The following is a 21759-nucleotide window of genomic DNA, read 5'->3' as shown; positions in this document are numbered from 1 at the left end:
TCGCCATCTTCCGGGATGGCGAGCCGTCGCCTTGACGTCGGCAAGTCACCCGGCCGCCCGGAACCTACATTCGGTGTGACGCTGGGCGGGACTCGCGGGGGTCGGCGCGCAGGGGTGGGCGGGAGCTGGTGCCGATGTACTCGGGCCAGTGTTCGAAGTGCCACCACTCGTTGGCGTAGGTGCGGTAAAGGCCGTAGCGGTGGCCGTGGGTTTCGAGCCAGCGGGCGCCTTCACGGGGGCGGATGTCGAGGGCGCGGCCCTGGGTGTGGAGGGACTCGGCGGGCGGGAGAACCCATTGGCGCGCGGCGGATTCGCTGCCGTACTGCGACACGGCCTCGTCGAAGAGGCGTTGCTGCTCGGCGAAGGACCGCCCGCCGGAGGTGAGGCCGATGACGATGCCGTGCCGCCACAAGGCCTCGGACCGGGCGGCGGCGAAGGCCACCCGGGCGCCGAGGTCCAAGCCGGAGAGGTCCTCGTGCGGGAAGCGAAGGCCCAGGGCCCATTCACTGGCCCGTTCCGACGGACGCCACCGCCCGGCGAGCGCGTCCAGCGGCAGCCGAAACGCCGCCAGGCCGATCGTGGCCAGCCGGTAGACGTCCATGGTGGGTCCTCTTTCGGTCGATACCGAAAGACTAGGAAGCCTCGACCTGCGCGGACGTCATCCCAGCAGCTGATCCGGCGTCATACCACGGTCTCACCCAGGCTGCCGACGCCGCCCAGGTTGATGTGGTAGGTCTCCAGTCGCGACACCAGGCCGTCCACGAACGTGAACACCTCGCTGAACACGAAGTCGACCGGACCGGCGGCCTTGAGGGTGAAGGTGCCGTGGCCGACGGCGACGACGGTGTCGTCCTCCTCCACGAGCTTGTCGATCACGAGGGTCGGGCTGCCCTCGGCGGCGTCGTTCTCGATCTCGCCGTCGAAGGCGGCCTTGCCCCGCAGCGTCTTGTACCCGTGCAGCACCCACTCCACGTCGTCGGCCAGGCAGCCGAGGATCATGGCGTGATCGGTGCGGCGGAAGCCCTCGATGTACGTCTCGACGACGCTCTTGTTCGACACGCCGGCAATCCTGCCATCACTCCGGCGGCGGAACGAGCCGTTCCGCAGCAAACCGCAGGATCGCGTCGGTACGGTGGGGTGGCGAGCCCTTCACCCGGTGACCCGTCCGGTGCCGGCGTCCAGCGTCGCGGTGCGATCGTTGACGCCAATGGTGATCGTGTCGCCGTGATCGTCCACTGTGGCCCGGAAAGCGTCGGCCACCGACTGAAACGGCATGGCGGACCACAGCTGGGTGGCGTTCCGGTCGGTGGCGAGCACCCCGACGGCATCGCCGCACATCTCCACCAGGTACAGCCGCCGCACCCCGCCGGCGCCGAGCACGCCGGCACAGCGGGCGTCCAGCCGAATCGTCCCCTCCCGGCCGTCGGCGTCGAGGTACCGGAGCTGGTTGAGTCCAGTGTGGTGGACCAGGCCCGGCCCGATCAGCAGCCACGGGTCCTCATCGGTCACCCCGGGGGCGGTGGGCCTCGAAGCCGGCCAGTACCAGGGGTCGGCACGCAGTTCCTTCTGCCAGAGCAGCTTGCCGGTGGCGGCGGCGAAGGCCAGCGCGTACCGGCCGGTGGTCTTGTCCACTGCCAGATAGGCGGTGGCGCCGTCCGGACTGAGACCGGCCTGGGCGTCGGTCCAGTCGCGTTCCCAGTGGTGCCAGCGTTCCGCGCCGTTCTTGGCGTCGACGGCGGTGATGCCGCTGAGCGGCCCGTGCTGCTCCTTGACCGTGACGGCGCTCAGCGCAGTGGACGTCGTGGCGTCCACATCCCGTGCGGTGACGAGCACCGATCCGCCCACGCCCGCCACCGTCGCGAGCGCCACGGCCACGATCGCCGACTTCCTGGCCGCCGGCCAGATCACGACCACCTGGGTCGCGGCCAGCACGGTGATCGCCATGATGGCGATCACCGTACCCGGCCCCGACGACAGCCCGGGGTGGTCCCGAAGCGCCAGGTGGACTCCGGTGATGTCGGCCAGCAGCGCGATGATCACCGAACCCACCGGCGCGGTCAGGAAGGCGGCGACGAACGCCGCCAGCCCGAGCAGGCCGAACAGCACTATCTCCAGGCCGGTCCCTGGGCCCGGGGGCGTGTCGAAGATGAACCCGGCTCCGGTCATGCCGTGACCGATGAGCGGAAACGGCGGAGTGTCCCCCATCCACGGCAGGAACCAGGCCCCTGCAAACACGACCGCCGCGCCGAGCGCCGCCCACAACACCATGCCCCGCATGCCGTGATCACAGCAGCGCGTCACCGGTCACGGGTCCGGAGATGCCCAACCGTGATCGTTTCACTCCAGGAGCGGGAAAGAGCCGGAGCGCAGCAGGCCCAAGATCGCGTCGGTGCGGGACCGAGAGGCCGCGTAGTCGGGGTGTGCCCGCAGCACAGCGGCGGCGTCGTGCAGCCGGTGCAGCTGTGCGGCGGCCTCCTGCACGCCGCGACCGTTGACGGCATGCCCGACGAGCGCGGGCGCGGCGGCGTCGATCCGGCCGATCGAGACGGCCGTCGACACCCGCCGGGCGCACCGACAGAAGCCCGAGGGCGTCACGATCCCGCAGGTCGAGCCCATGAACGCCCGCAGCCGTTCCCGGGCCCGCTCCAGCCGCTTGCGGTAGGCCGCCGACGAGATGTCCAGCACCCAGGCGGCCTCGGTGGACGTCAGCTCGAAGATGTCGCCGAGCACGAACGCGATCCGCTCCGACCGCTCCAGGCACTGCAACACCGCCTGCGTGCACGACAGCCGAACCTCGTGCGCCAGCAGCTCCGCGTCCGGGCCGCCGTAGTCCTCGGCGGCCAGGCCCTCGGCCAGATCGGCGCGGAACTCGTCCAGGCTGAGCTCCCGCGCCTCCTGCGGCGTCTTCCGGCGCAGGTTCAGCAGGTAGTTCACGCCGATCCGGTACGCCCACGTGAGCAGCTTGGCCTCGCCGCGGAACGACGCGAGGCGGGTGATCACCTGGATCAGGATCTCCTGCGTGGCGTCCTCGGCGTCGGCCGGCCGCCACACCATGCGCAGCGCCAACCGGTACAGCGGATCCCGCAGCTCGTGCACGATCTCCCGCAGCGCGTCCTGGTCCCCGTCGACAGCACGGGCGACGACGTCGCTCACGACCACAGCCAGGACGCGATCGCCCGGCCCATCGCCACCGGCTGGTCCTCCGGCGCCTGGTGCCCGCCGGGACCGAGCGACACCAGCGTCACCGCCGCGAACGTCTCCTTCGCCCAGGCGGCCGTCTCCGGCGATCCCATGCCCACCCCGGGTTCCACGGTCATCACGAGCTTGCGCACCTCCGGGGTCTCGGCCATCCACCGGCCGTAGGCAACCACGCGATCATGCACGTCCGCCGGCTCCCCGTCGAACGGAATCTCCCGCGGCCAGGCCAGCAGCGGCCGCCGCGACCGCTCGTCCGGGTACGGCGCGCGGTACACGTCGTGATCGGCCGGCGCCAGCCCGGACGCCACTCCGTGCGGCAGGTTGAACTCGATGAACTGGTTGTCCCGCAACACCATCTGTTCCCCCTCCGCCGACCGCATGCGCCGGAAGAGCTGCTGCCCCAGCTCGGGCAGCTCCGCCCACGCCAGCGGCCGCAGGAACGTCTCCACCAGCGCCAGCCCCCGCGCCCTCCCCGGGTGGCGACGAGCCCAGTCCATGCCGAGCGCCCCGCCCCAGTCCTGTCCGACGATCACCACCTCGTCCAGTCCCAGCGCGTCGAACCAGGCGTCCAGGTACCGGGCGTGGTCGGCGAGCCGGTAGCCGATGTCCGGCTTGCCCGAGTCACCCATGCCGATCAGGTCCGGCGCCAGGCACCGCGCCCGGTCCGCCAGCTCCGGGATCACCTTCCGCCACAGATACGACGACGTCGGGTTGCCGTGCAGGAACACGATCGTCGTGTCCCCCGCGCCGGCCTCCCGGTACGCCATGAACGAGTCCTCGACCTCGATGGTCTTCACGTGTCCTCCCTGGTCGAACCGCCTACACGAGGTTGGACACATCCCAGGGGCGACTGTGACATCGGGCCGCCTTGACAGCGGTCCGGCTCAGGGCCATCGTGGAAACTATGGAAACCAAAATAGTTTCCTCCGTTTCCACCGACGACCGGCGGGCCGAGGTCATCGTCGACGCGGCGAGCCGGCTGTTCCTGGGGCCGGGCCGGGTCAGCATGGACGACCTGGCCCGTGAGCTGGGAATGAGCAAGAAGACGATCTACCGGCACTTCCCGGACAAGCAGAGCCTGCTGACGGCGGTGCTGGACCGGCAGTTCGGGGCGATCGAGCGCGCGGTGCGAGCGGCGGAGCAGGAGACCGAGGGGCGGCCGCTCAGCGAGCGGGTGCAGCGGTTCCTGATCGCGGCGGGCGGCGAGCTGGCGCGGATCGGGGCGGCGCAACTGGCCACGGGCCGCGGCGACGCAATGCTCCGCCGACACGTGGAGCAGCGGATCGACGCGGTGGTCTACCAGCGGCTGGACGAGCTGTTCCGGGACGGCCACCGGCGCGGACTGCTGACGGCGCCGCCGGAGCTGCTGGGTGAGATCACCCGGGGCGCGGTGGAGCGGCTGCTGAACTCGCAGCTGCCCCGCGAACTCGACTGCACCGCGGCAGATCTGCTGCGGACGACCGTGGACACAGTGCTGTACGGAGCGATCCGCGAGGGCAACTCCTGACCACTGGAGGACAAGTGACTGGGGACACCGGCAGGGTGGCGTTGATCACCGGAGCCAGCAGCGGAATCGGCGCGGCAACCGCGCGCCTGCTGGCGGCACGCGGGATGCGAGTGGTCGTCAACTACCTGCACAGCGAGACCGCGGCCAAGGAGGTGGTGGCCGGTATCGAGGCCGAGGGCGGTCAGGCCATGGCCGTGCAGGCCGATGTACGCGACAACGCAGCGGTCGACGCCATGATCGACCAGGTCCACGACAGCTGGGGCGGCGTCGACGTGCTCGTGCACAACGCCCTCACCCCGTACGCGATCAAGCCGTTCCGGGACATGACCTGGGACGAGCTGGGCGGCAAGCTCGACGACGAGATGAAGGCGGCGTTCACGGTCACCAAGGCCGTCCTGCCGCACATGACCGATCACGGCGGCCGGATCGTCCTTCTCGGCACGGGACTGAGCCGCCGGCCCCGCGCCGGCATGATCGCACTGGGCACGGCCAAGGCCGCGCTGACGCAGTTCGCCCGCTACCTGGCCCAGGAACTGGGCCCGCTGGGCATCACCGTCAACGTCGTGGAGCCCGGCCCGGTGGCCGAGACCAAGATCTCGAACGTCCTCGACGACGAACAGAAGCAGCGGCAGATCGCGGCGACCCCGATGGGCCGCCTGGCGCTGCCCAAGGACGTCGCGCAGGCGGTCGCCTTCTACGCCAGCGCGGACAACACCTTCATGACCGGCACGACGGCCGCCGTCAACGGCGGCATGGCGATGTACTGAGGGGTTGGTCATGCACACCATCGATCTCGCCTACGTGGGGCGGGGCATGCACGAGGAGCTGGTCGCGCACATCGCGGACCAGGAAGGCTTCTACGAAGCCGAGAACGTCCACGTCGCGCTGCGCGACGGCTGCGCCTGGGACGAGGAACGCCTGCGCCGCGGCGCGACCATCGGGCTCGGCCGGGCGCTGCTGTCCCGGCTGACCGGCGGCGTCCCGTGGGTGGCGCTCACCGTCAACACCCACCGTCCGCTGTTCTGGTTCCTCGCCCGCCCCGGCCTGACCGAGCTCGCCGACCTGGCCGGGAAGAAGCTGGCCGTGCACGCCCCGCACACCGCGCCCGGCTGCTTCGCCCGGATCGTGCTGCGCCAGGCCGGCCTCGACCCGGACCGCGACGTCGACTGCGTGGTCCGCTCCCCCGGCGACTACGGCATGGACCTGCGCCAACTCGCGGACGGCACGATCGACGCCGCCTACGTCGGCAGCACCATGGCGCCGGAAGCCATGGCCGGCTTGCGGGTGCTGGCCTGGGTCGGCGACCACTTCCGGATTCCCACCGTGGGCGTCGCCGTCGACCCGACCCATATCCGGCCGGACGATCCCGCCGTGCAGGCCGTCGTCCGCGCCCACCAACGGGCGTTGCAGGTGATCCACAACGATCCCGGCACCACGACCAAGCACATGCGGACGTTCCTGGGCCGGCACACCGCCGAGGAGATCCAGTCCCACTACAAGACGTTCATCGCGCCGCACTACACCACCGACGGCCGGGCCGATCTCGCGACTGGCGCGAAGGCCATCACCGCGGTGGCCGCCGAACTCGGCGTCCCCGACGCTGTCGGCGCGGCCGACTTCTACCGGTTTGCTGTCGTCAAAGACGACGCCCTGATCGCCCCCGCCGACGCTCCCCTCGCGGCCACCCACTACCGCGACTGGCTGCGGTCACGCTGAGAAGGAGCGGCGGTAGTCCGTCGGCGTCACGCCGATGACGCGCTGGAAGTGGTGCCGCAGCAGGGCGGGCGTGCCGAAGCCGGCCAGCCGGGAGATCTCGTCGACGCCGAGGGTGCTCTGCTCCAGTAGGGTGCGCGCGTGCAGCACCCGCTGGGTGGTGAGCCAGCGGTGCGGGGTCGTGCCGGTCTCGGCGACGAAGCGCCGCGCGAACGTCCGCTCGGACATCGCGGCGCGGGCGGCCAGCTCGGCGACCGTGTGCTCCTCGGTCAGCGTCTCCAGCATCCACAACAGCACCGGCTGGAGGCTGTCGGCAGTGCATTCCGGCACGGGCATCTCGACGAACTGCCGCTGACCGCCATCCCGCTGCGGGGCGACGACCATGCGCCGCGCGATGAGGGCGGCGACGCGGGAGCCGAGTTCACGGCGCACGATGTGCAGGCAGGCGTCGATGCCGGCGGCGGTGCCGGCACTGGTGATGAGGTTGCCGTCGTCGACGTAGAGCACGTCGGCGTCGACGCGGGCCTTGCCGAACCGGCGCTGGAACTCCTCGGCATACCGCCAGTGCACGGTGCAGGCCCGGTCGTCGAGCAGTCCGGCGGCGCCGAGCACGAAACCGCCGCTGCACACGGAGAGCAGCATCGCGCCGTGGTCCGCCGCCTCCCGCAGCGCCGCCAGCACAGCCGGTGGGTATTCGGCCCGGACCGTGCACGCCGGCACGGCGACCAGGTCGGCCGACACCAGGTCGGCCAGCGGGCGGTCCGGCGTCAGCTGCACGCCGACGCTGGTCCGCACGGGCTCGCCGGGCCGCTCGGCGCACACCCGGAAGTCGAAGGGCGGCACGCCGTCGTCGGTCCGGTCGATGCCGAACACCTCACAGACCACGCCGAACTCGAACGGGGCGACCCCGTCGACGACCAGCGCGGCCACGGATCTCAACACGACCACCAGCCTACCTGGCAGGATTTTGTGCAACAACGTCTCTCCTGCCACTGTTGGCAGGATTTACGTCAGCGCACACTTCATGCCATGACGATGAACCACTTCACCCAGCGCCTCCGCAACGCCTTCCGCCGCGGCCCCGCGATGCCGCACCCCCGCCTGTACGGCAGCAGCGACATCGAGGACCGCGACCTCGTCCGGGTCCTGGCGGACCTTCGGGTCAGTTCCCGTCGGCGAGCAGCTCGCGAACCAGAGGAATGACCTTGGCGCCGTAGAGCTCGAGGTTCCGCATGGCGTGCTCGTGCGGGATGGTCCCGTTCGAGTACTTCAGGTCGAACCGCTGCACGCCGAGCGTCTTGACGGTGCGGGCGATCTTGCGCGCGACCGTCTCCGGTGCGCCGATGTACTGCGAGCCGTGGGCGATCTCGCCGTCGAACTGGGCCCGGGTCATCGGCGGCCAGCCGCGCTCCCGCCCGATCCGGTCGTGCATCGCCTTGCTGTGCGGCCACACCAGGTCGGCCGCCTCCTGGTCGCTGTCCGCGACGAAGCCGGGCGAGTGCACGGCCACCGGCAGCCGCTCCAGGCCGACCTGGTCCAGCGCGCGGTGGTACAGGTCGACGTACGGGGCGAACCGCGCCGGGTCGCCGCCGATGATGGCCAACGTCAGCGGCATGCCGTAGCTGGCGGCGCGGACCACCGACTCGGGACTGCCGCCCACGCCCACCCAGGTGGTGATGCGGCCGCTCTCGGTCTTCGGGAACACGTTCGCGTTGGCCAGCGGCGGCCGGACGGTGCCCTCCCAGGTCACGGGCTGCTCGGTGAGCAGGTGGGCCATCAGGTCGATCTTCTCGCTGAACAGCTTCTCGTAGTCGGCGAGGTCGTAGCCGAAGAGCGGGAACGACTCGGTGAACGAGCCACGGCCCAGGGTGATCTCGGCCCGGCCGTTCGACACCGCGTCCAGCGTGGCGAACCGCTCGAACACGCGGACCGGGTCGTCGGAGCTGAGCACGGTGACGGCGGTGCCGAGCTTGATGCGCTGGGTGCGGCCGGCGATGGCGGCCAGCACCACCTCGGGGGCGGAGACGGCGAAGTCGTCCCGGTGGTGTTCGCCGACGCCGAAGTAGTCGATGCCGACCTGGTCGGCCAGCACCGCCTCGTCGACGACATCACGCAGGACCTGCGCGTACGACTTGCGGTTGCCCTCGGCGTCGACGGTGACGTCGCCGAAGGTGTCGACCCCGAACTCCACGGGCCCGAACTCGACGGGTGTGGTCATCCCCATCCCTTCTCTCCTGGCGCTTGAGACAACCAGTTGAACGTTGAACCATCATCATCGCATTCCCGTCATTTTCACTCGCCACTGAAGTGATAGGACTCTAGAACCTGATCTGAAACGCCGACCGACCAGGGACGAGGGGCCTAGCATCCCGAGCCATGCACAGGACCAGGGCCGCGGCGCTCCTCGTGGTCGCGGCGCTGGCCGCCGGCTGCGCCCAGAGCAAGGTGCCGACGAACGCCAAGGTGACGCTGACCGGCCGGGTCGACCGGCAGGACGGCACGCCGGCCGGCAACCTCCGGCTGGCGCTGACCCGCATTCCGGACCTCGGCGAGGTGGCGTTCCAGGGCATCCCGGTGGCGGCGACGCTGGGCACGGCCTGCCTGGCCGACGACCCGCCCCCACTGTGCAAGCTGTTGCAGCGCACGGAAACCGACGCCAACGGCACGTACACCGTCCACATGACCGGGTCGGACGTGCAGGGCACCTTCAACACCGCCACGAACTTCGACCTGACCGCGCAACTCCCGCGCACCGGCTCCGAAGTCGACGGTCCCAGCGTGCGGGCCGGCTTCCAGATCCAGCGCACCGAGCTCACCGTGCCGGTGCTGCGGTTCTGGGAACCCGATCACGTCTCGGCCGGCGGCGACGCGAAAAACGTCACGCTCGACTGGTCGGCCTTCAAGAACGTGAACGAATACGCGGCGCATTTCGCGGTCGACGGCCAGGAAATCTGGACGGACACGGCCGAACCCGGGGCCACAATGGACGCACGGGCGTTCGAGGACGCCAACGGCGTCGTGCACATCTCGGCGGCGGCCGGCGCACCCGGCCCGGACACCACGTTCCAACTCTGGTACACGAGCCAGGGCATCGGATTCCGCGGCACCGCCGGCGCGCCCGAATCCCGCGGCAAGCCCTGCTATGCCGAGGGCCAGCAATCCCCCTGCACCCTCACGGACGGCTCCTTCGACCATCCGCTGGCGGAACCCTCCTGCCCCGAGGCGCAGTGCTCGGTGAACGGTTGGGTGTCCGTCGACCTGGGCAAACCGGAGCCGGTCGGCGCGGTCTTCGCCCGCGCGAACCCGGCCGGCGGCCTCACCGTCGAAACCAGTGACGACGGGAAGAACTGGACCGCCCGTGGCAATGCAACCGACTCGGGCCGATTCCAGAAAATCACTCTCGCGGACCCGGTCACGGCACGCTATGTCCGCGTGCACGGCAACCAGGGGTCCAAGCTCACCGGCCTCACCCAGCTGTCGGTCTGGCCCTGACTTCGTTCGGCCGCCGATCCATCCCACCATTAGTTCTCGGTTAACCGATCGGTCCCCCGGTGCGTATTGTTCTGCCGAGCCGTACTGAGGGGACACAATTGAGAACGACCAACCGCCCGATCGTCGGACGGGAGCACGAACTCGCGCTGCTGCACGAGCCGGGACCGGCCCGGCTGATCGAGATCGTCGGCGACCCGGGCATCGGCAAGACCAGCCTGCTGGGCGAGCTCGCCCGCGCCGGCGCGTTCACCGGCCGCGCCACCGAGTTCGAGCAGCACGTGCCGTTCGGGGTCTTCCTGGACGCGCTCGCGGACCGCGTCGCCCGGCTCGACGCCGGCGAGCGGGACCGCATCGGCGAGCAGTCGATGGAGCTGCTCACCGCCGTCTTCCACGGCGCCGACACCACCCAGGCCGACCTGCACGGCGTCGGCCGGCACCGGCTCTACCGCGCCGTCCGCACCCTGCTGGAGGTCGTCAGCCCGGTCGAGGGCGGCACGTTGCTGCTGGACGACATGCACTGGGCCGACGAGGGATCCGTTGGGCTGCTGGAGTTTCTGGTCCGCCACCCACCGACCGGCCGGTTCCGGCTCGGCGTCGGCTACCGACCGCGCCAGGCGTCGGAGCGGCTGTTCGCCGCGCTGTCGCACGCCTCCGGCTCGGAGCGGCTCCGCCTCGAACTGAAACCGTTGACACTGCAACAGGTCTGCCAGCTGCTGCCGGACGTGGACGCGGCCCGGGCCCGTCAGCTGCACGACTCCAGCGGCGGCAACCCGTTCTATCTCGACGCGCTGACCCGGGTCGCCGCCGACGGCGATCCGGAGGTGGCGCTGTCGGCCGAATTCGCCGCGCTGACACCGAGGGTCCTGCTGGTGGCGCAGGCGGCGGCGCTGGCCGGCGATCCGTTCGACCCGGAACTGGTCGCCGAGGTGGCCGAGCTGCCCGAGGCGGAAACCCTGGCAGATCTGGACGAACTCGTCGCCCGCGACCTGATCCGGGCCGAGAACAGCGCCCGCCGGTTCCGCTACCGGCATCCGCTGGTGCGCAGCGCGGCGTACCGGACGGGCCGCGCGGCCTGGCGGCTGGACGCGCACGCGCGGGCGGCCGCCGGGCTGGAACGCCGTGGCGCACCGGCAACGTCGCGCGCCCATCATGTGGAGCGGGCCGCCCGCGCCGGTGACGACAAGGCCGTCGCCGTGCTGGTGGAGGCCGCCGAGTCCGTGCTGGCGAGCGTTCCCGCGCTGGCGATCGACTGGCTGCGCACCGCCATCGACCTGCTGCCGCGCACGCCCGAGCTGCGGTCCCGGCTGTGCGGCCTGATGTTGTTGCAGGCCAGGGCAATGCTGGTGATCGGCCAGCTGCACGAGTGCCGTGGGACGTTGCAGGAAGTCCTCGCCCTGCTGCCGGCGGAACCGAGCGAGCAACGCAGCACCGCGGTCTCCATGTGCGCCACGGTGGAGCGCCTGCTCGGTCGCTACGACGAGGCGCAGGCGCTGCTGGTCGGCGAGCTGGCGCGGCTGCCGGACCGGCACGACCGACCGGCGCTGGGCATGCGCATCGACATCGCCGCCGGCCTGCTGCAGTGCGCGAAGTTCGAGGACGCCCGCGGCTGGGTGACGGAGGCGCTGGATTCCCCGGCACGGCACCGGATGCGGCCGCTGACGACCACGATCGGCCTGAGCATCCTGGCCACCGCCGACGCCTACACCGGCCGCTTCGACTCGGCCGTCGGGCACGTCCGCCGGGCGGCCGCGATGCTGGACGGCCTGTCCGACGGCGAACTGGGCGAGCGGCTCTACCTCACGTTGGAGGTCGCCTGGTCGGAGCTCGTGCTGGAGCGTTTCTACGACGCGCTGCGCCATGTCCGCCGTTGTGCCGCGCTGGCCGAGCGCGGCGGTCACAGCCACCTGCAGCCGGACATCCTGCTGACGTTCACCCACGTCTACGGCCAGCTCGGCGACCTGACCCAGGCCGCGGAGCACGCGGAGACCACGCTGGAGACGGCGTTGCTGATGGACCGCACGGAGCTGCTGGAGGTCATCCATGCCCGGCAGTCCGAGATCGCACTGTGGAGGGGCGATCTCAAGGCTGCCCTCCAGTACGCGGAACAGGCCGTCGAGAAGACGCAGCCCGGCGCCTACTGGTGGTCCGGCGAGGGCACGGCCGCCCTCGCGGCGGCGCGGCTGGCCAACGGGGATCCCCAGGGCTGCCTGCAGGAGCTGCTGCGCGGCGGCGACCCGACGCTCGTCGGCTACGCGCCTTCGCTGCGCCGGCTCTGGTTCGACGAGCTCGTCCGTGCGGAGATCGCGCTCGGTCACATCGAGTCGGCGCTGGACTGGGGCCGCCGCGCCGAGGAGTCCGTCGCGGGCGGCGATCTGCCCGGGCGGACCGCCCAGGCCTGGCTGGCATCGGCGCGGGCCCAGCTGGCCGGCAAGGACCCGACGGCCGCGGCCGAGCTGGCGGGGAAGGCCGCCGACAACTTCGCGCAGGTGCACCTTCCGGTGTTCGAGGGGCAGGCTCGGCACCTGGCGGGGGCCGCGCTGGCCGACCTCGGCCGGCGCGAGGAGGCGCAGCAGCAGCTCGGCCGGGCCAAGGAGCTGTTCGCCAACTGCGGCGCCGCCGGCATGCACGCCGCCGTCGTGCAGCAGCAGCGGCTGCTCGGGGCCAGGTCGACCCGGGTCCGCAAGGACGGCGGCCCGTTGACCCAACGGGAGCTGGAGATCGCCGAGCTGGTGGCGACCGGCTACACGAACCGGCAGATCGCCACCCAGCTGTTCATGAGCCCGAAAACCGTCGAGGCCCACCTGTCCCGCATCTTCACCAAGCTGGGTGTCGCGTCGCGGACGGCGGTCGCCAGTCACCTCGCGCGCCACGCCAGCGGGATGTAGAAGCCGCGGGCCCTCGGATGTTTCGAGGGTCCACGCCCTACTGCAAAGCTTTACGGGGTTAATACATCGGATCTATAGTCGCCCGCGGTATCCGTGCCGCCCGGTTGCCCCGACTCCAAGGGAGACCCGATGGCACCCGCCCACATCCTGGTGGCCGCGCTCGCCTCACTCACGGTGCTGGCCACCGGCCCGGCCGCCCCGACCCCGGTGACGGTCGAGATCACCAAGGCCGCCAGCGGCCATGTCGACCGCGGCTTCGCCGGCTTCAGCTACGAGAAGGACCGCGTCGGCGCCGGCATGTTCGACGCCCACGACACCGACCTGGTGAAACTGTTCCGCCGGCTCGGCCCGAGCGTGCTGCGCCTCGGCGGCAACCTCGGCGACCAGGTCAACTGGAACCCCGCCGGCAAGGGCGGCTCCGACAAGGAGATCGCGCCCGCCGACGTCACGAGGCTGGCGACGTTCGTCCGGGCCACCGGCTGGAAGGTGATCTACGGCGTCAACCTGAAGACCAACACGCCGGACAACGCCGCTGCCGAGGCCGAGTACGCGGCACATGCCCTGGGCGGCAGCCTGATCGCGTTCGAGATCGGCAACGAGCCGAACGTCTACACCACCGAATCGGCCTACGAGACGGCCTTCGACGCCTACGCCCGCGCGATCCGGGCGAAGGTGCCGACCGCGGTCTTCGACGGCCCCGGCGAGGCCGACTCGACGTCGTGGGCGAGCACGTTCGCCGCGCACGAGAAGAACAACGGCCTGCGCCTGCTGTCCACGCACCTCTACATCGGCAACAAGACCACCGCCTCCATCCCCGGCCTGCTGGCGTCCAACTCCTCGGGCCGGCTGCCGAACAACGAGGCCGCGATGGCCAAGGCGACGACCGCCAACGGCCTGCCGGGGTGGCGGATCACCGAGTCCAACTCCTACTTCCACGGCGGCGCGCCGGGCGTGAGCAACGTGCAGGCGGCGGCGCTGTGGTCGCTGGACTACATGCACGGCATCGCCGCCAACCACGGCGACGGCGTGAACTTCCACGGCGGCACCTCGTCCCAGTTCCCGCTGGCGTACTCGCCGATCGTGTTCGACGGCCTGACGCCGACCGGCGTGCAGGGCGTCTACTACGGCCAACTGCTGTGGGCACTCGCCGGCGCCGGCTCGCTGCGGGCGGCGACCGTCAGCGGCGCGCCGAACGTGACGGCCTGGGGCATCGGCGACAACGCGATCGTGAACAACACCGGCTCTTCCCCCATCCACGTCACGGTCAAGCTGGCCGCGACCGCCCACAAGGCCGAGGAGTACGTGCTGACGGCCCCGTCACTCGACTCCACGGCCATCGCCATCGCCGGCGCCACCGTCGGCAGGAACGGACAATTCACGCCGAAGCCGCGGCACGCCACCGTGCACGGCGGGACCGTCACGCTGGACCTCCCGGCCGGCAGCGCGGCCCTGATCGTCACCCACTGACCCCTACGGCCCCCTGATTTCCCGGCTGGGAACTGGCGTTATATCCAGTTCCCAGCCGTTCTTGGGCGAACTGCGAGATCCACTAAAGGTTCCCGGGGCAGACTGCTCGCCGGGCGCGGCGACGCGCCGAGACGGAACGTTCCCCGGCCGAGAAGGATTCCCAATGACGTTGTCAAGCGGTAGCGGTGATAGGCGGTGAGCCTGTCAGGCTGCTGCGCTGCCTGGTCGTGGCACGTGGGGCTGGAACGTTCGTTCGTCGCGGACGAGCGCCCACACGACGTTGAGGCGTCGACGCGCCAGGGCCAGTACGGCCTGCTTGTGGACCTTGCCCTCGTGCCGTTTGCGTTCGTAGAAGGCCTTCGACTCCGGACACCGGACGATGGCGTACTGCGCGGACAGGTAGAACGCCCGCAGCAGCCGCCGGTTGTAGCGGCGCGGACGGCGCAGGTTGCCCTGAACCCGGCCGGAGTCACGCGGGACCGGCGCCAGGCCGGCGACACCGGCCAGCCGGTCAACGCTGCCGAACGCGGCCGGATCCCCGCCGGTCAGAGCGATGATCTCGGCCCCGAGCAACGGCCCGATGCCGGGCATGCTCAGGATCACGGCGGCGTGCCGGTGCTGGCGAAACCGGCCCTCGATCAGGGCGTCGGTCTCCGCGATCTCCTCATCCAGGGCCATCACCCCCTTGGCCAGCCGCGCCGTCATGGCCGCGGCAGTGGACTGTCCGGGAACGGCGGTGAGCTGGGCCCGGGCTGCGGCGATCGCGGTCGCGGCGATTGCGGCGCCGTTGCGGACCTTGCGGGCCCGCAGCCAGGTGGCCAGCTCGGCCTGGCCGCACTCCCGCAGCGCGGCGGGAGTCTGAAAGCCGGTCAACAGCACCAGCGCGGCTTTGGAGGAGCTGTAGTCAAAGGCTCGTTCCAGGGCGGGGAAGTACTCCAGGATCTGGGCGCGCAGCCGGTTGATCGCCCTCGTGCGGTCGGCGGTCAGGTCGTAGCGGCGGGCGGTCAGGATCCGCAGGTCCACGGCGATCTCGTCGCCGGCGGTCATCGGGTGCAGGTCGCGGCGCATGCGGGCCTGGTCGGCGATGATGAACGCGTCCTTGGCGTCACTTTTGCCCGATCCTCGGTAGCCGGCCGAGGCGTGGTGGACGGTGCGGCCGGGGATGTAGAGCAGGGCCTGGTCGTGGTTGACCAACAGGGCGATCAGCAGCGCGCCGCCGCCGGCGTTGAGATCGATCGCCCACAGCACGTCGGGCGACAGCGCTCGGACATCGGCGATCAGCTCCAGCAGTTCGGCCTCGTTGTTGGGCACTCGCCGGGACAGGATCTTGTCGCCCTCGGCGTTGATCACCACGCAGTGGTGGTGGGCTTTGCCCGCGTCCACACCGGCCCACAGTTGCGGCACGGCCACCTCCCGTCGTCGTTCGTGCCAGACACCCAGCAGACGACCTCGCCGTCACGTCCTTATGCAGCGATTGTTTCGCTCATCCCAATCAGCGGCCGAGTCGTCGCAGGACCCCGGGCGGCCAATCCTTCCCAGCCACACCAACGGCTCCGTCATGACAGCCACACCCGAGGTCCCCGGGCCTTCCTGATCTTACGACTGACCAGAACCGACCCGACTCAGAAGATAAGGACGTCATGCGCGTTCGGAACCGCGACAGCGTGGGTTGTCCAGCGCGACACGCCGGGACGGCCGGGCGGCCGGCCATGGCCTCTGTGACTGGCGTCATCTTTTGTGGGATCTCTACAAACTCTGGTGCTCGGCACCGTTACTTGCAGCATTTCGCCACTGGCGGATACACGAGAGTGTTCAGGGTGGGAGTGGGGTCTGTCGGCCCCGCACGTGTCTAGTAGGAGGCTCGGTCGGTGTTCAGTCGTGTCGCCATCGTCAACCGCGGAGAGGCCGCGATGCGGCTGATCCACGCCGTCCGGGATCTCTCCGCGGAGACCGGGACGCGCATCGAGACCGTCGCGTTCTACACCGACGCCGACCGCAACGCCACGTTCGTCCGCGAGGCCGACCTCACCTACGACCTGGGCCCGGCCTCGGCCCGCCCCTACCTCGACCACGCCAAGCTGGAGAAGGCGCTGGTCGACAGCGGCGCCGACGCGGCGTGGGTGGGCTGGGGCTTCGTCGCCGAGGACCCGGCGTTCGCCGAGGTGTGCGAGAAGGTCGGCGTCACCTTCGTCGGCCCCAGCGCGGACGCGATGCGCCAGCTGGGCGACAAGATCGGCGCCAAGCTGATCGCCGAGGAGGTCGGCGTGCCGGTCGCACCGTGGAGCCGCGGTGAGGTCGCCACGCTGGAGGACGCGCTGAAGGCCGGCGCGGACATCGGCTACCCGCTGATGCTCAAGGCCACCGCGGGCGGCGGCGGGCGCGGCATCCGCAAGGTCGCCTCCGCCGACGAGCTGGCCGACGCCTACGAGCGCACCAGCCAGGAAGCGTTGCGCGCCTTCGGGTCCGGCGTCGTGTTCCTGGAGCGCCTCGTCACCGGCGCCCGCCACGTCGAGGTCCAGGTGATCTCCGACGGCGACACCGCGTGGGCGCTCGGCGTGCGCGACTGCTCGGTGCAGCGCCGCAACCAGAAGATCATCGAGGAGTCCGCGTCGCCGGTCCTCGCGCCGGAGCAGACCGCCGAGCTCAAGCGCTCGGCCGAGCGGCTGGCCGTGAAGGTCGGCTACCGCGGCGCGTGCACCGTCGAGTTCCTCTACCACCCGGGCGAGAAGCTGTTCGCCTTCCTCGAGGTGAACACCCGCCTGCAGGTGGAGCACCCGATCACGGAGATCACCACCGGCACCGACCTGGTGCGCCTGCAGCTGCACGTCGCCGCCGGCGGCAAGCTGACCGGCGAGCAGCCGGCCGAGCTCGGCCACGCCATCGAGGCCCGGCTCAACGCCGAGGACCCCGACCGCGACTTCGCCCCGTCCCCCGGCCGCATCGCCCGGCTGGACCTGCCGGCCGGCCCGGGCATCCGGGTCGACACCGGCGTCAGCGAGGGCGACACCATTCCCGCCGACTTCGACTCGATGATCGCCAAGATCATCGCCTACGGCCGCGACCGCGAGCAGGCGCTGGGCCGGCTGCGCCGCGCGATGGCCGAGACCAAGGTCATCATCGAGGGCGGCGCCACCAACAAGAGCTTCGTGCTGGACCTGCTCGACCAGCCGGAGGTGATCGACGCCAGCGCCGACACCGGCTGGATCGACCGCGTCCGCGCCGAGGGCCGGCTGGTCTCGCACCGCCACTCCTCCGTCGCCCTGGCCGCCGCGGCCATCGAGGCGTACGAGGAAGAGGAGCGCGTCGAGCGGCAGCGCCTGCTGTCCACCGCGTTCGGCGGCCGCCCGCAGGTGCAGCACGAGAGCGGCCGCCCGCTGGACCTCAAGCTCCGCGGCATCGGCTACCGGGTGCGGGTCGCCCGCGTCGGCGCGACCCGGTTCCGGGTGGCCATCGAGTCCGGCGAGGACGTGCGCACCGCCGACGTCGTGCTGGACCGCTTCGACCACCACAGCGGCCAGATCCTCGTCAACGGCTCCCGGCACAGCCTGCTCACCGGCACCCACGGCCCGATCCACCTGGTCGAGGTGGACGGCGTCGCGCACCGCGTCAGCCGCGACGAGGGCGGCGTGGTCCGCTCCCCCGCGCCGGCGCTGGTCGTCGCCACCCCGCTGGAGGTCGGCGACGAGGTCGAGGCCGGCGCACCCGTCCTCGTGCTGGAGAGCATGAAGATGGAGACGGTGCTGCGCGCGCCGTTCAAGGCCCGCCTCAAGGAGCGCCCGGTCTCCGTGGGCAGCCAGGTGCCGACCGGCGCCCCGCTGCTGCGCCTGGAGCCCATCGCCGACGACGCCGCCGAGGACACCGGTCCGGCCCAGACCGTCGAGCTGGACCTGCCCGAGGCCGCCGCGGCCGTGCCGGCGCTGGACCGCCTCGCCCGTGGCCAGGAAGACCTGCGGAACCTGTTGCTGGGCTTCGATGTCGACCCGATCGACGAGCGCCGCGTGCTGGACGACTACATGGCCGCGCGCCGGGAGGCCACCGAGGACGGCCACCGGCCGCTGGCCGAGGAGCTGGCGCTGCTGGACGTCTTCGCCGACCTGGCCGAGCTGAGCCGCAACCGCCCCACCGGCGAGAACGACAGTCATTCGTACAGCGCCCGCGAGTACTTCCACACCTACCTGCAGAGCCTGGACGTGGAACGGGCCGGCCTGCCGGCGGAGTTCCAGGCCAAGCTGGCCAAGGTGCTGGCGCACTACGGCATCACCGAGCTGGACCGCACCCCCGAGGTGGAGACCGCGGTCTTCCGGATCTTCCTCGCCCAGCAGCGGGCCGCCACCGACGCCACCATCGTCACCACGCTGCTGCGTGCGTGGCTGCGGGAGCTGCCGCCGGACGAGGCGCTGCGCGAACCGACCGGTCTGGCCCTGGAGCGGCTGGTCGCGGCCACCCAGGTCCGCTTCCCGGTGGTCTCCGACATCGCCCGCGGCGTCGTGTTCGCGTGGTTCGGCCAGCCGCTGCTGCGCCGCAACCGGGCCCGCGTCTACGCGGCCGTGCGCAACCACCTGCGGCACCTCGACGCGCACCCGGACTCGCCGGACCGCGCCGAGCGCGTCGCCGAGATGGTCCGCAGCACCGAGCCGCTGGTCCGGCTGCTCGGCCAGCGCCTGATCCGCGCCGACCTCGACAACGCCACGATGCTCGAGGTGCTGATCCGCCGCTACTACGGCAACAAGGGCACCACCGACGTGCACCGCAGCGAGGTCGCCGGCTGCACCTTCGTGGTGGCTTCCCGTGCGGGGGCGCGGATCGCGTCCGCCGCGGTCAGCTTCGAGGCCTTCGGCGGCGCGCTGCGCGGGCTGGCCGAGCTGGCCGGCGGCGACGAGGCCGTCGACGCCGACATCTACCTGGCGTGGGAGAAGCAGCCCGAGGACTTCGACGCGATGGCGGCGGAACTGCTCGAGGTGATCAGCTCGCACCCGCTGCCGGCGCAGGTCCGTCGGGTCACCGCGACGGTCGCCGGCCGCGGCGGCGCGGTCATGCACCACCACTTCACCTTCCGGCCGTCCACCACCGGGATGACCGAGGAGCGACTGATCCGCGGCCTGCACCCGTACATCGCGCAGCGGATGCAGCTGGAACGGCTGCGCAAGTTCGACCTGACCCGCCTGCCGTCCTCCGACGAGGAGGTGTACCTGTTCCAGTGCGTCGCCCGGGAGAACCCGGCCGACGACCGGCTGGTCGCCTTCGCCCAGGTGCGGGACCTGACCGAGCTGCGTGAGCACGACGGCCGCCTGGTCGCGCTGCCCACCGCCGAGGACACCATCGCCACCTGCCTCGACTCGATCCGCCGCGCGCAGTCCCGTCGCCCGTCGAAGAACCGGTTCAACACCAACCGAATCGTCATCTACGTCTGGCCGGCCAGCGAGATGACCCGGGCCGAGCTGGAGATGATCGCCGGCCGCGTGCTGCCGACGACGGCCGGCGCCGGCCTGGAGGAGATCCTGCTCATCGCGCGGCAGCGGGACCGGGAGACCGGCGAGCTGACCAAGATCGCGGTGCGGATCGCGTTCGACGCCACCGGCGGCACCACGCTGGAGGTCGGCGAGCCGCCGGTGGACGTGGTCGAGCCGCTGGACGACTACCGGCTCAAGGTGATGCGGGCCAGCAGCCGCAACACTGTCTACCCGTACGAGCTGACCGGCCTGCTCGGCGACTTCGTCGAGCACGACCTCGACGCCAACCACGCGCTGGTGCCGGTGGACCGGCCCAAGGGCCAGAACAAGGCGGCGATGGTCGCCGGTGTGGTGAGCACGCCGACCGAACGCTACCCGGAGGGCATCAAGCGGGTGGTGCTGCTCGGCGACCCGACCAAGTCGCTGGGCGCGCTGTCCGAGCCGGAGTGCCGCCGCGTGATCGCCGCGCTCGACCTGGCCGAGCAGATGCGGGTGCCGGTGGAGTGGTTCGCGCTGTCCTCCGGCGCGCGGATCTCGATGGAGTCCGGCACCGAGAACATGGACTGGGTGGCGGCCGCTCTGAAGCGGATCGTCGAGTTCACCCAGGACGGCGGCGAGATCAACATCGTGGTCACCGGCATCAACGTCGGCGCGCAGCCGTACTGGAACGCCGAGGCGACGATGCTCATGCACACCAAGGGCATCCTCGTCATGACGCCGGACTCGGCGATGGTCCTGACCGGCAAGCAGGCGCTGGACTTCTCCGGCGGCGTGTCGGCCGAGGACAACTTCGGCATCGGCGGCTACGACCGCGTGATGGGCCCGAACGGGCAGGCCCAGTACTGGGCCCCGAACCTCGCCGGCGCCCGGGACGTGCTGATGGGGCACTACGAGCACACCTACGTCGCGCCGGGCGAGAACGCGCCGCGGCCGTCGGCCACCACCGACCCGGTGGACCGGGACATCTGCCACTTCCCGCACGACATCGAAGGCAGCGACTTCAAGACCGTCGGCGAGATCTTCTCGGCCACGGCCAACCCGGACCGCAAGAAGCCGTTCGACATCCGCACGGTGATGCGGGCGGTCGCCGACCAGGACCACACGGTGCTGGAGCGCTGGGCCGGCATGGCCGACGCCGACACCGCCGTGGTGCAGGACGTGCACCTGGGCGGGCAGCCGGTGTGCCTGCTCGGCATCGAGTCGAAGTCCGTGCAGCGCCGCGGCTTCCCTCCCACCGACGGCCCCGACACCTACACCGCCGGCACGCTGTTCCCGCAGTCGTCGAAGAAGGCGGCGCGGGCGATCAACTCGGCCAGTGGCAACCGGCCGCTGGTGGTGCTGGCGAACCTGTCCGGGTTCGACGGGTCGCCGGAGTCGATGCGGAAGCTGCAGCTGGAGTACGGCGCGGAGATCGGACGGGCGATCGTCAACTTCCAGGGCCCGATCGTGTTCTGCGTGATCTCCCGGTACCACGGCGGTGCGTTCGTGGTCTTCTCCAAGGCGTTGAACCCTCGGATGACCGTGCTGGCCGTCGAAGGCTCGTTCGCCTCCGTCATCGGTGGCGCGCCGGCCGCGGCGGTGGTCTTCACCGCCGACGTCAACCGGCGGACGTCGATGGATGCCCGGGTCGCCGAATTGGAGGCGCGGCTGGCGGAGACCTCGGGGGCCGAGCGGGCCGAGCTGAGCGCCAAGCTGGCCGAGGTTCGGACGTCGGTGCGGACCGAGAAGCTGTCCGAGGTCGCGACCGAGTTCGACCGGGTGCACAGCGTGCACCGGGCCGTTGAGGTGGGGTCCGTGGACGCCGTGGTGAGCGCGGCGGAGTTGCGGCCGCGGATCATCGAGGCGATCCGTAAGGGCTGAGGTTTGGTTGGTGGGCCTGCCCGGGGGCTGTTCGGCTCCCGGGCAGGCTTTTTGTTTTGGGGGCGTTTGTTTTGGGGTGCGGGGTGGGGTATGGGTTGAGGGGGGTTGGGTTTGCGTGTGTTGGGTCGCGTGGGTCGCGTGGATTTTGTGTGGAGCCTCTGGACGATGGCCTACGAGGGGCAATTCC

15 protein-coding genes are annotated in these 21759 nt (G+C 71.0%); 7 read left to right on the top strand and 8 right to left on the bottom strand.

Going from position 1 to position 21759, the window contains the following annotated elements:
- Positions 1–64: 64 nt before the first annotated feature.
- From BJ998_RS43255 to BJ998_RS43235, 5 genes are all read right to left on the bottom strand, one after another.
- Entirely contained in the window at positions 65–601 is a 537-nt protein-coding gene (locus BJ998_RS43255; protein ID WP_184869973.1) for a M15 family metallopeptidase, read from the bottom strand.
- Between the two features lie 80 nt (positions 602–681).
- Positions 682–1059: a nuclear transport factor 2 family protein gene (locus tag BJ998_RS43250; RefSeq protein WP_184869972.1), complete on the bottom strand. Its 378-nt coding sequence runs from the start codon at positions 1057–1059 to the stop codon at positions 682–684.
- A 90-nt stretch (positions 1060–1149) separates the two neighbouring features.
- On the bottom strand, positions 1150–2277 hold the full coding sequence (locus BJ998_RS43245; protein ID WP_184869971.1) for a hypothetical protein: 1128 nt from the start codon (positions 2275–2277) through the stop codon (positions 1150–1152).
- Between the two features lie 60 nt (positions 2278–2337).
- Positions 2338–3153: an RNA polymerase sigma factor gene (locus tag BJ998_RS43240; protein WP_221339625.1), complete on the bottom strand. Its 816-nt coding sequence runs from the start codon at positions 3151–3153 to the stop codon at positions 2338–2340.
- On the bottom strand, positions 3150–3995 hold the full coding sequence (locus BJ998_RS43235) for a haloalkane dehalogenase (RefSeq protein WP_184869970.1): 846 nt from the start codon (positions 3993–3995) through the stop codon (positions 3150–3152). Before BJ998_RS43235 ends, BJ998_RS43240 begins: the two co-directional genes overlap by 4 nt.
- Before the next feature lie 107 nt (positions 3996–4102).
- Between BJ998_RS43235 and BJ998_RS43230 the strand changes: the two genes are divergently transcribed.
- From BJ998_RS43230 to BJ998_RS43220, 3 genes are read left to right on the top strand one after another with little or no spacing between them, the layout of a single operon-like run.
- Positions 4103–4705 (top strand): TetR/AcrR family transcriptional regulator, encoded by a 603-nt coding sequence (locus BJ998_RS43230; RefSeq protein WP_184869969.1) that lies wholly within the window; start codon positions 4103–4105, stop codon positions 4703–4705.
- Positions 4706–4719: 14 nt separating this feature from the next.
- Complete coding sequence (locus BJ998_RS43225) at positions 4720–5472, top strand: SDR family NAD(P)-dependent oxidoreductase (protein ID WP_184869968.1); 753 nt, start codon at positions 4720–4722, stop codon at positions 5470–5472.
- A gap of 10 nt (positions 5473–5482) precedes the next feature.
- Positions 5483–6421, top strand: coding sequence for an ABC transporter substrate-binding protein (locus BJ998_RS43220; protein ID WP_184869967.1), 939 nt, complete (start codon positions 5483–5485; stop codon positions 6419–6421).
- Here BJ998_RS43220 and BJ998_RS43215 read toward each other — a convergent pair.
- On the bottom strand, positions 6413–7360 hold the full coding sequence (locus BJ998_RS43215; protein WP_184869966.1) for a GlxA family transcriptional regulator: 948 nt from the start codon (positions 7358–7360) through the stop codon (positions 6413–6415). The two genes, BJ998_RS43220 and BJ998_RS43215, sit on opposite strands and share 9 nt — an antisense overlap.
- Before the next feature lie 220 nt (positions 7361–7580).
- Complete coding sequence (locus BJ998_RS43210; RefSeq protein WP_184869965.1) at positions 7581–8636, bottom strand: LLM class flavin-dependent oxidoreductase; 1056 nt, start codon at positions 8634–8636, stop codon at positions 7581–7583.
- Positions 8637–8794: 158 nt separating this feature from the next.
- Between BJ998_RS43210 and BJ998_RS43205 the strand changes: the two genes are divergently transcribed.
- The 3 genes from BJ998_RS43205 (at position 8795) to BJ998_RS43195 (ending at position 14262) form a co-directional block, all read left to right on the top strand.
- Positions 8795–9910, top strand: coding sequence for a discoidin domain-containing protein (locus BJ998_RS43205; RefSeq protein ID WP_184869964.1), 1116 nt, complete (start codon positions 8795–8797; stop codon positions 9908–9910).
- 98 nt (positions 9911–10008) lie between these two features.
- Positions 10009–12795 carry a helix-turn-helix transcriptional regulator gene (locus BJ998_RS43200; protein ID WP_184869963.1) on the top strand — a complete coding sequence of 929 codons (2787 nt, stop codon included), beginning with the start codon at positions 10009–10011 and terminating at the stop codon, positions 12793–12795.
- A 129-nt stretch (positions 12796–12924) separates the two neighbouring features.
- Positions 12925–14262: a glycoside hydrolase family 5 protein gene (locus tag BJ998_RS43195; protein WP_184869962.1), complete on the top strand. Its 1338-nt coding sequence runs from the start codon at positions 12925–12927 to the stop codon at positions 14260–14262.
- A gap of 204 nt (positions 14263–14466) precedes the next feature.
- On the opposite strand, the gene BJ998_RS43190 is transcribed toward BJ998_RS43195, so the two are convergent.
- Complete coding sequence (locus BJ998_RS43190; protein WP_376775833.1) at positions 14467–15666, bottom strand: IS110 family RNA-guided transposase; 1200 nt, start codon at positions 15664–15666, stop codon at positions 14467–14469.
- A 464-nt stretch (positions 15667–16130) separates the two neighbouring features.
- Between BJ998_RS43190 and BJ998_RS43185 the strand changes: the two genes are divergently transcribed.
- Positions 16131–21572 carry an ATP-binding protein gene (locus tag BJ998_RS43185; protein ID WP_184869961.1) on the top strand — a complete coding sequence of 1814 codons (5442 nt, stop codon included), beginning with the start codon at positions 16131–16133 and terminating at the stop codon, positions 21570–21572.
- The last annotated feature ends 187 nt before the right edge of the window (positions 21573–21759 follow it).

Source organism: Kutzneria kofuensis, assembly GCF_014203355.1.
Taxonomy (GTDB): Bacteria; Actinomycetota; Actinomycetes; order Mycobacteriales; family Pseudonocardiaceae; genus Kutzneria; species Kutzneria kofuensis.
The sequence above is the reverse complement of the archived record's forward strand: the minus strand, read 5'-3'. Positions and strand labels throughout refer to the sequence as shown.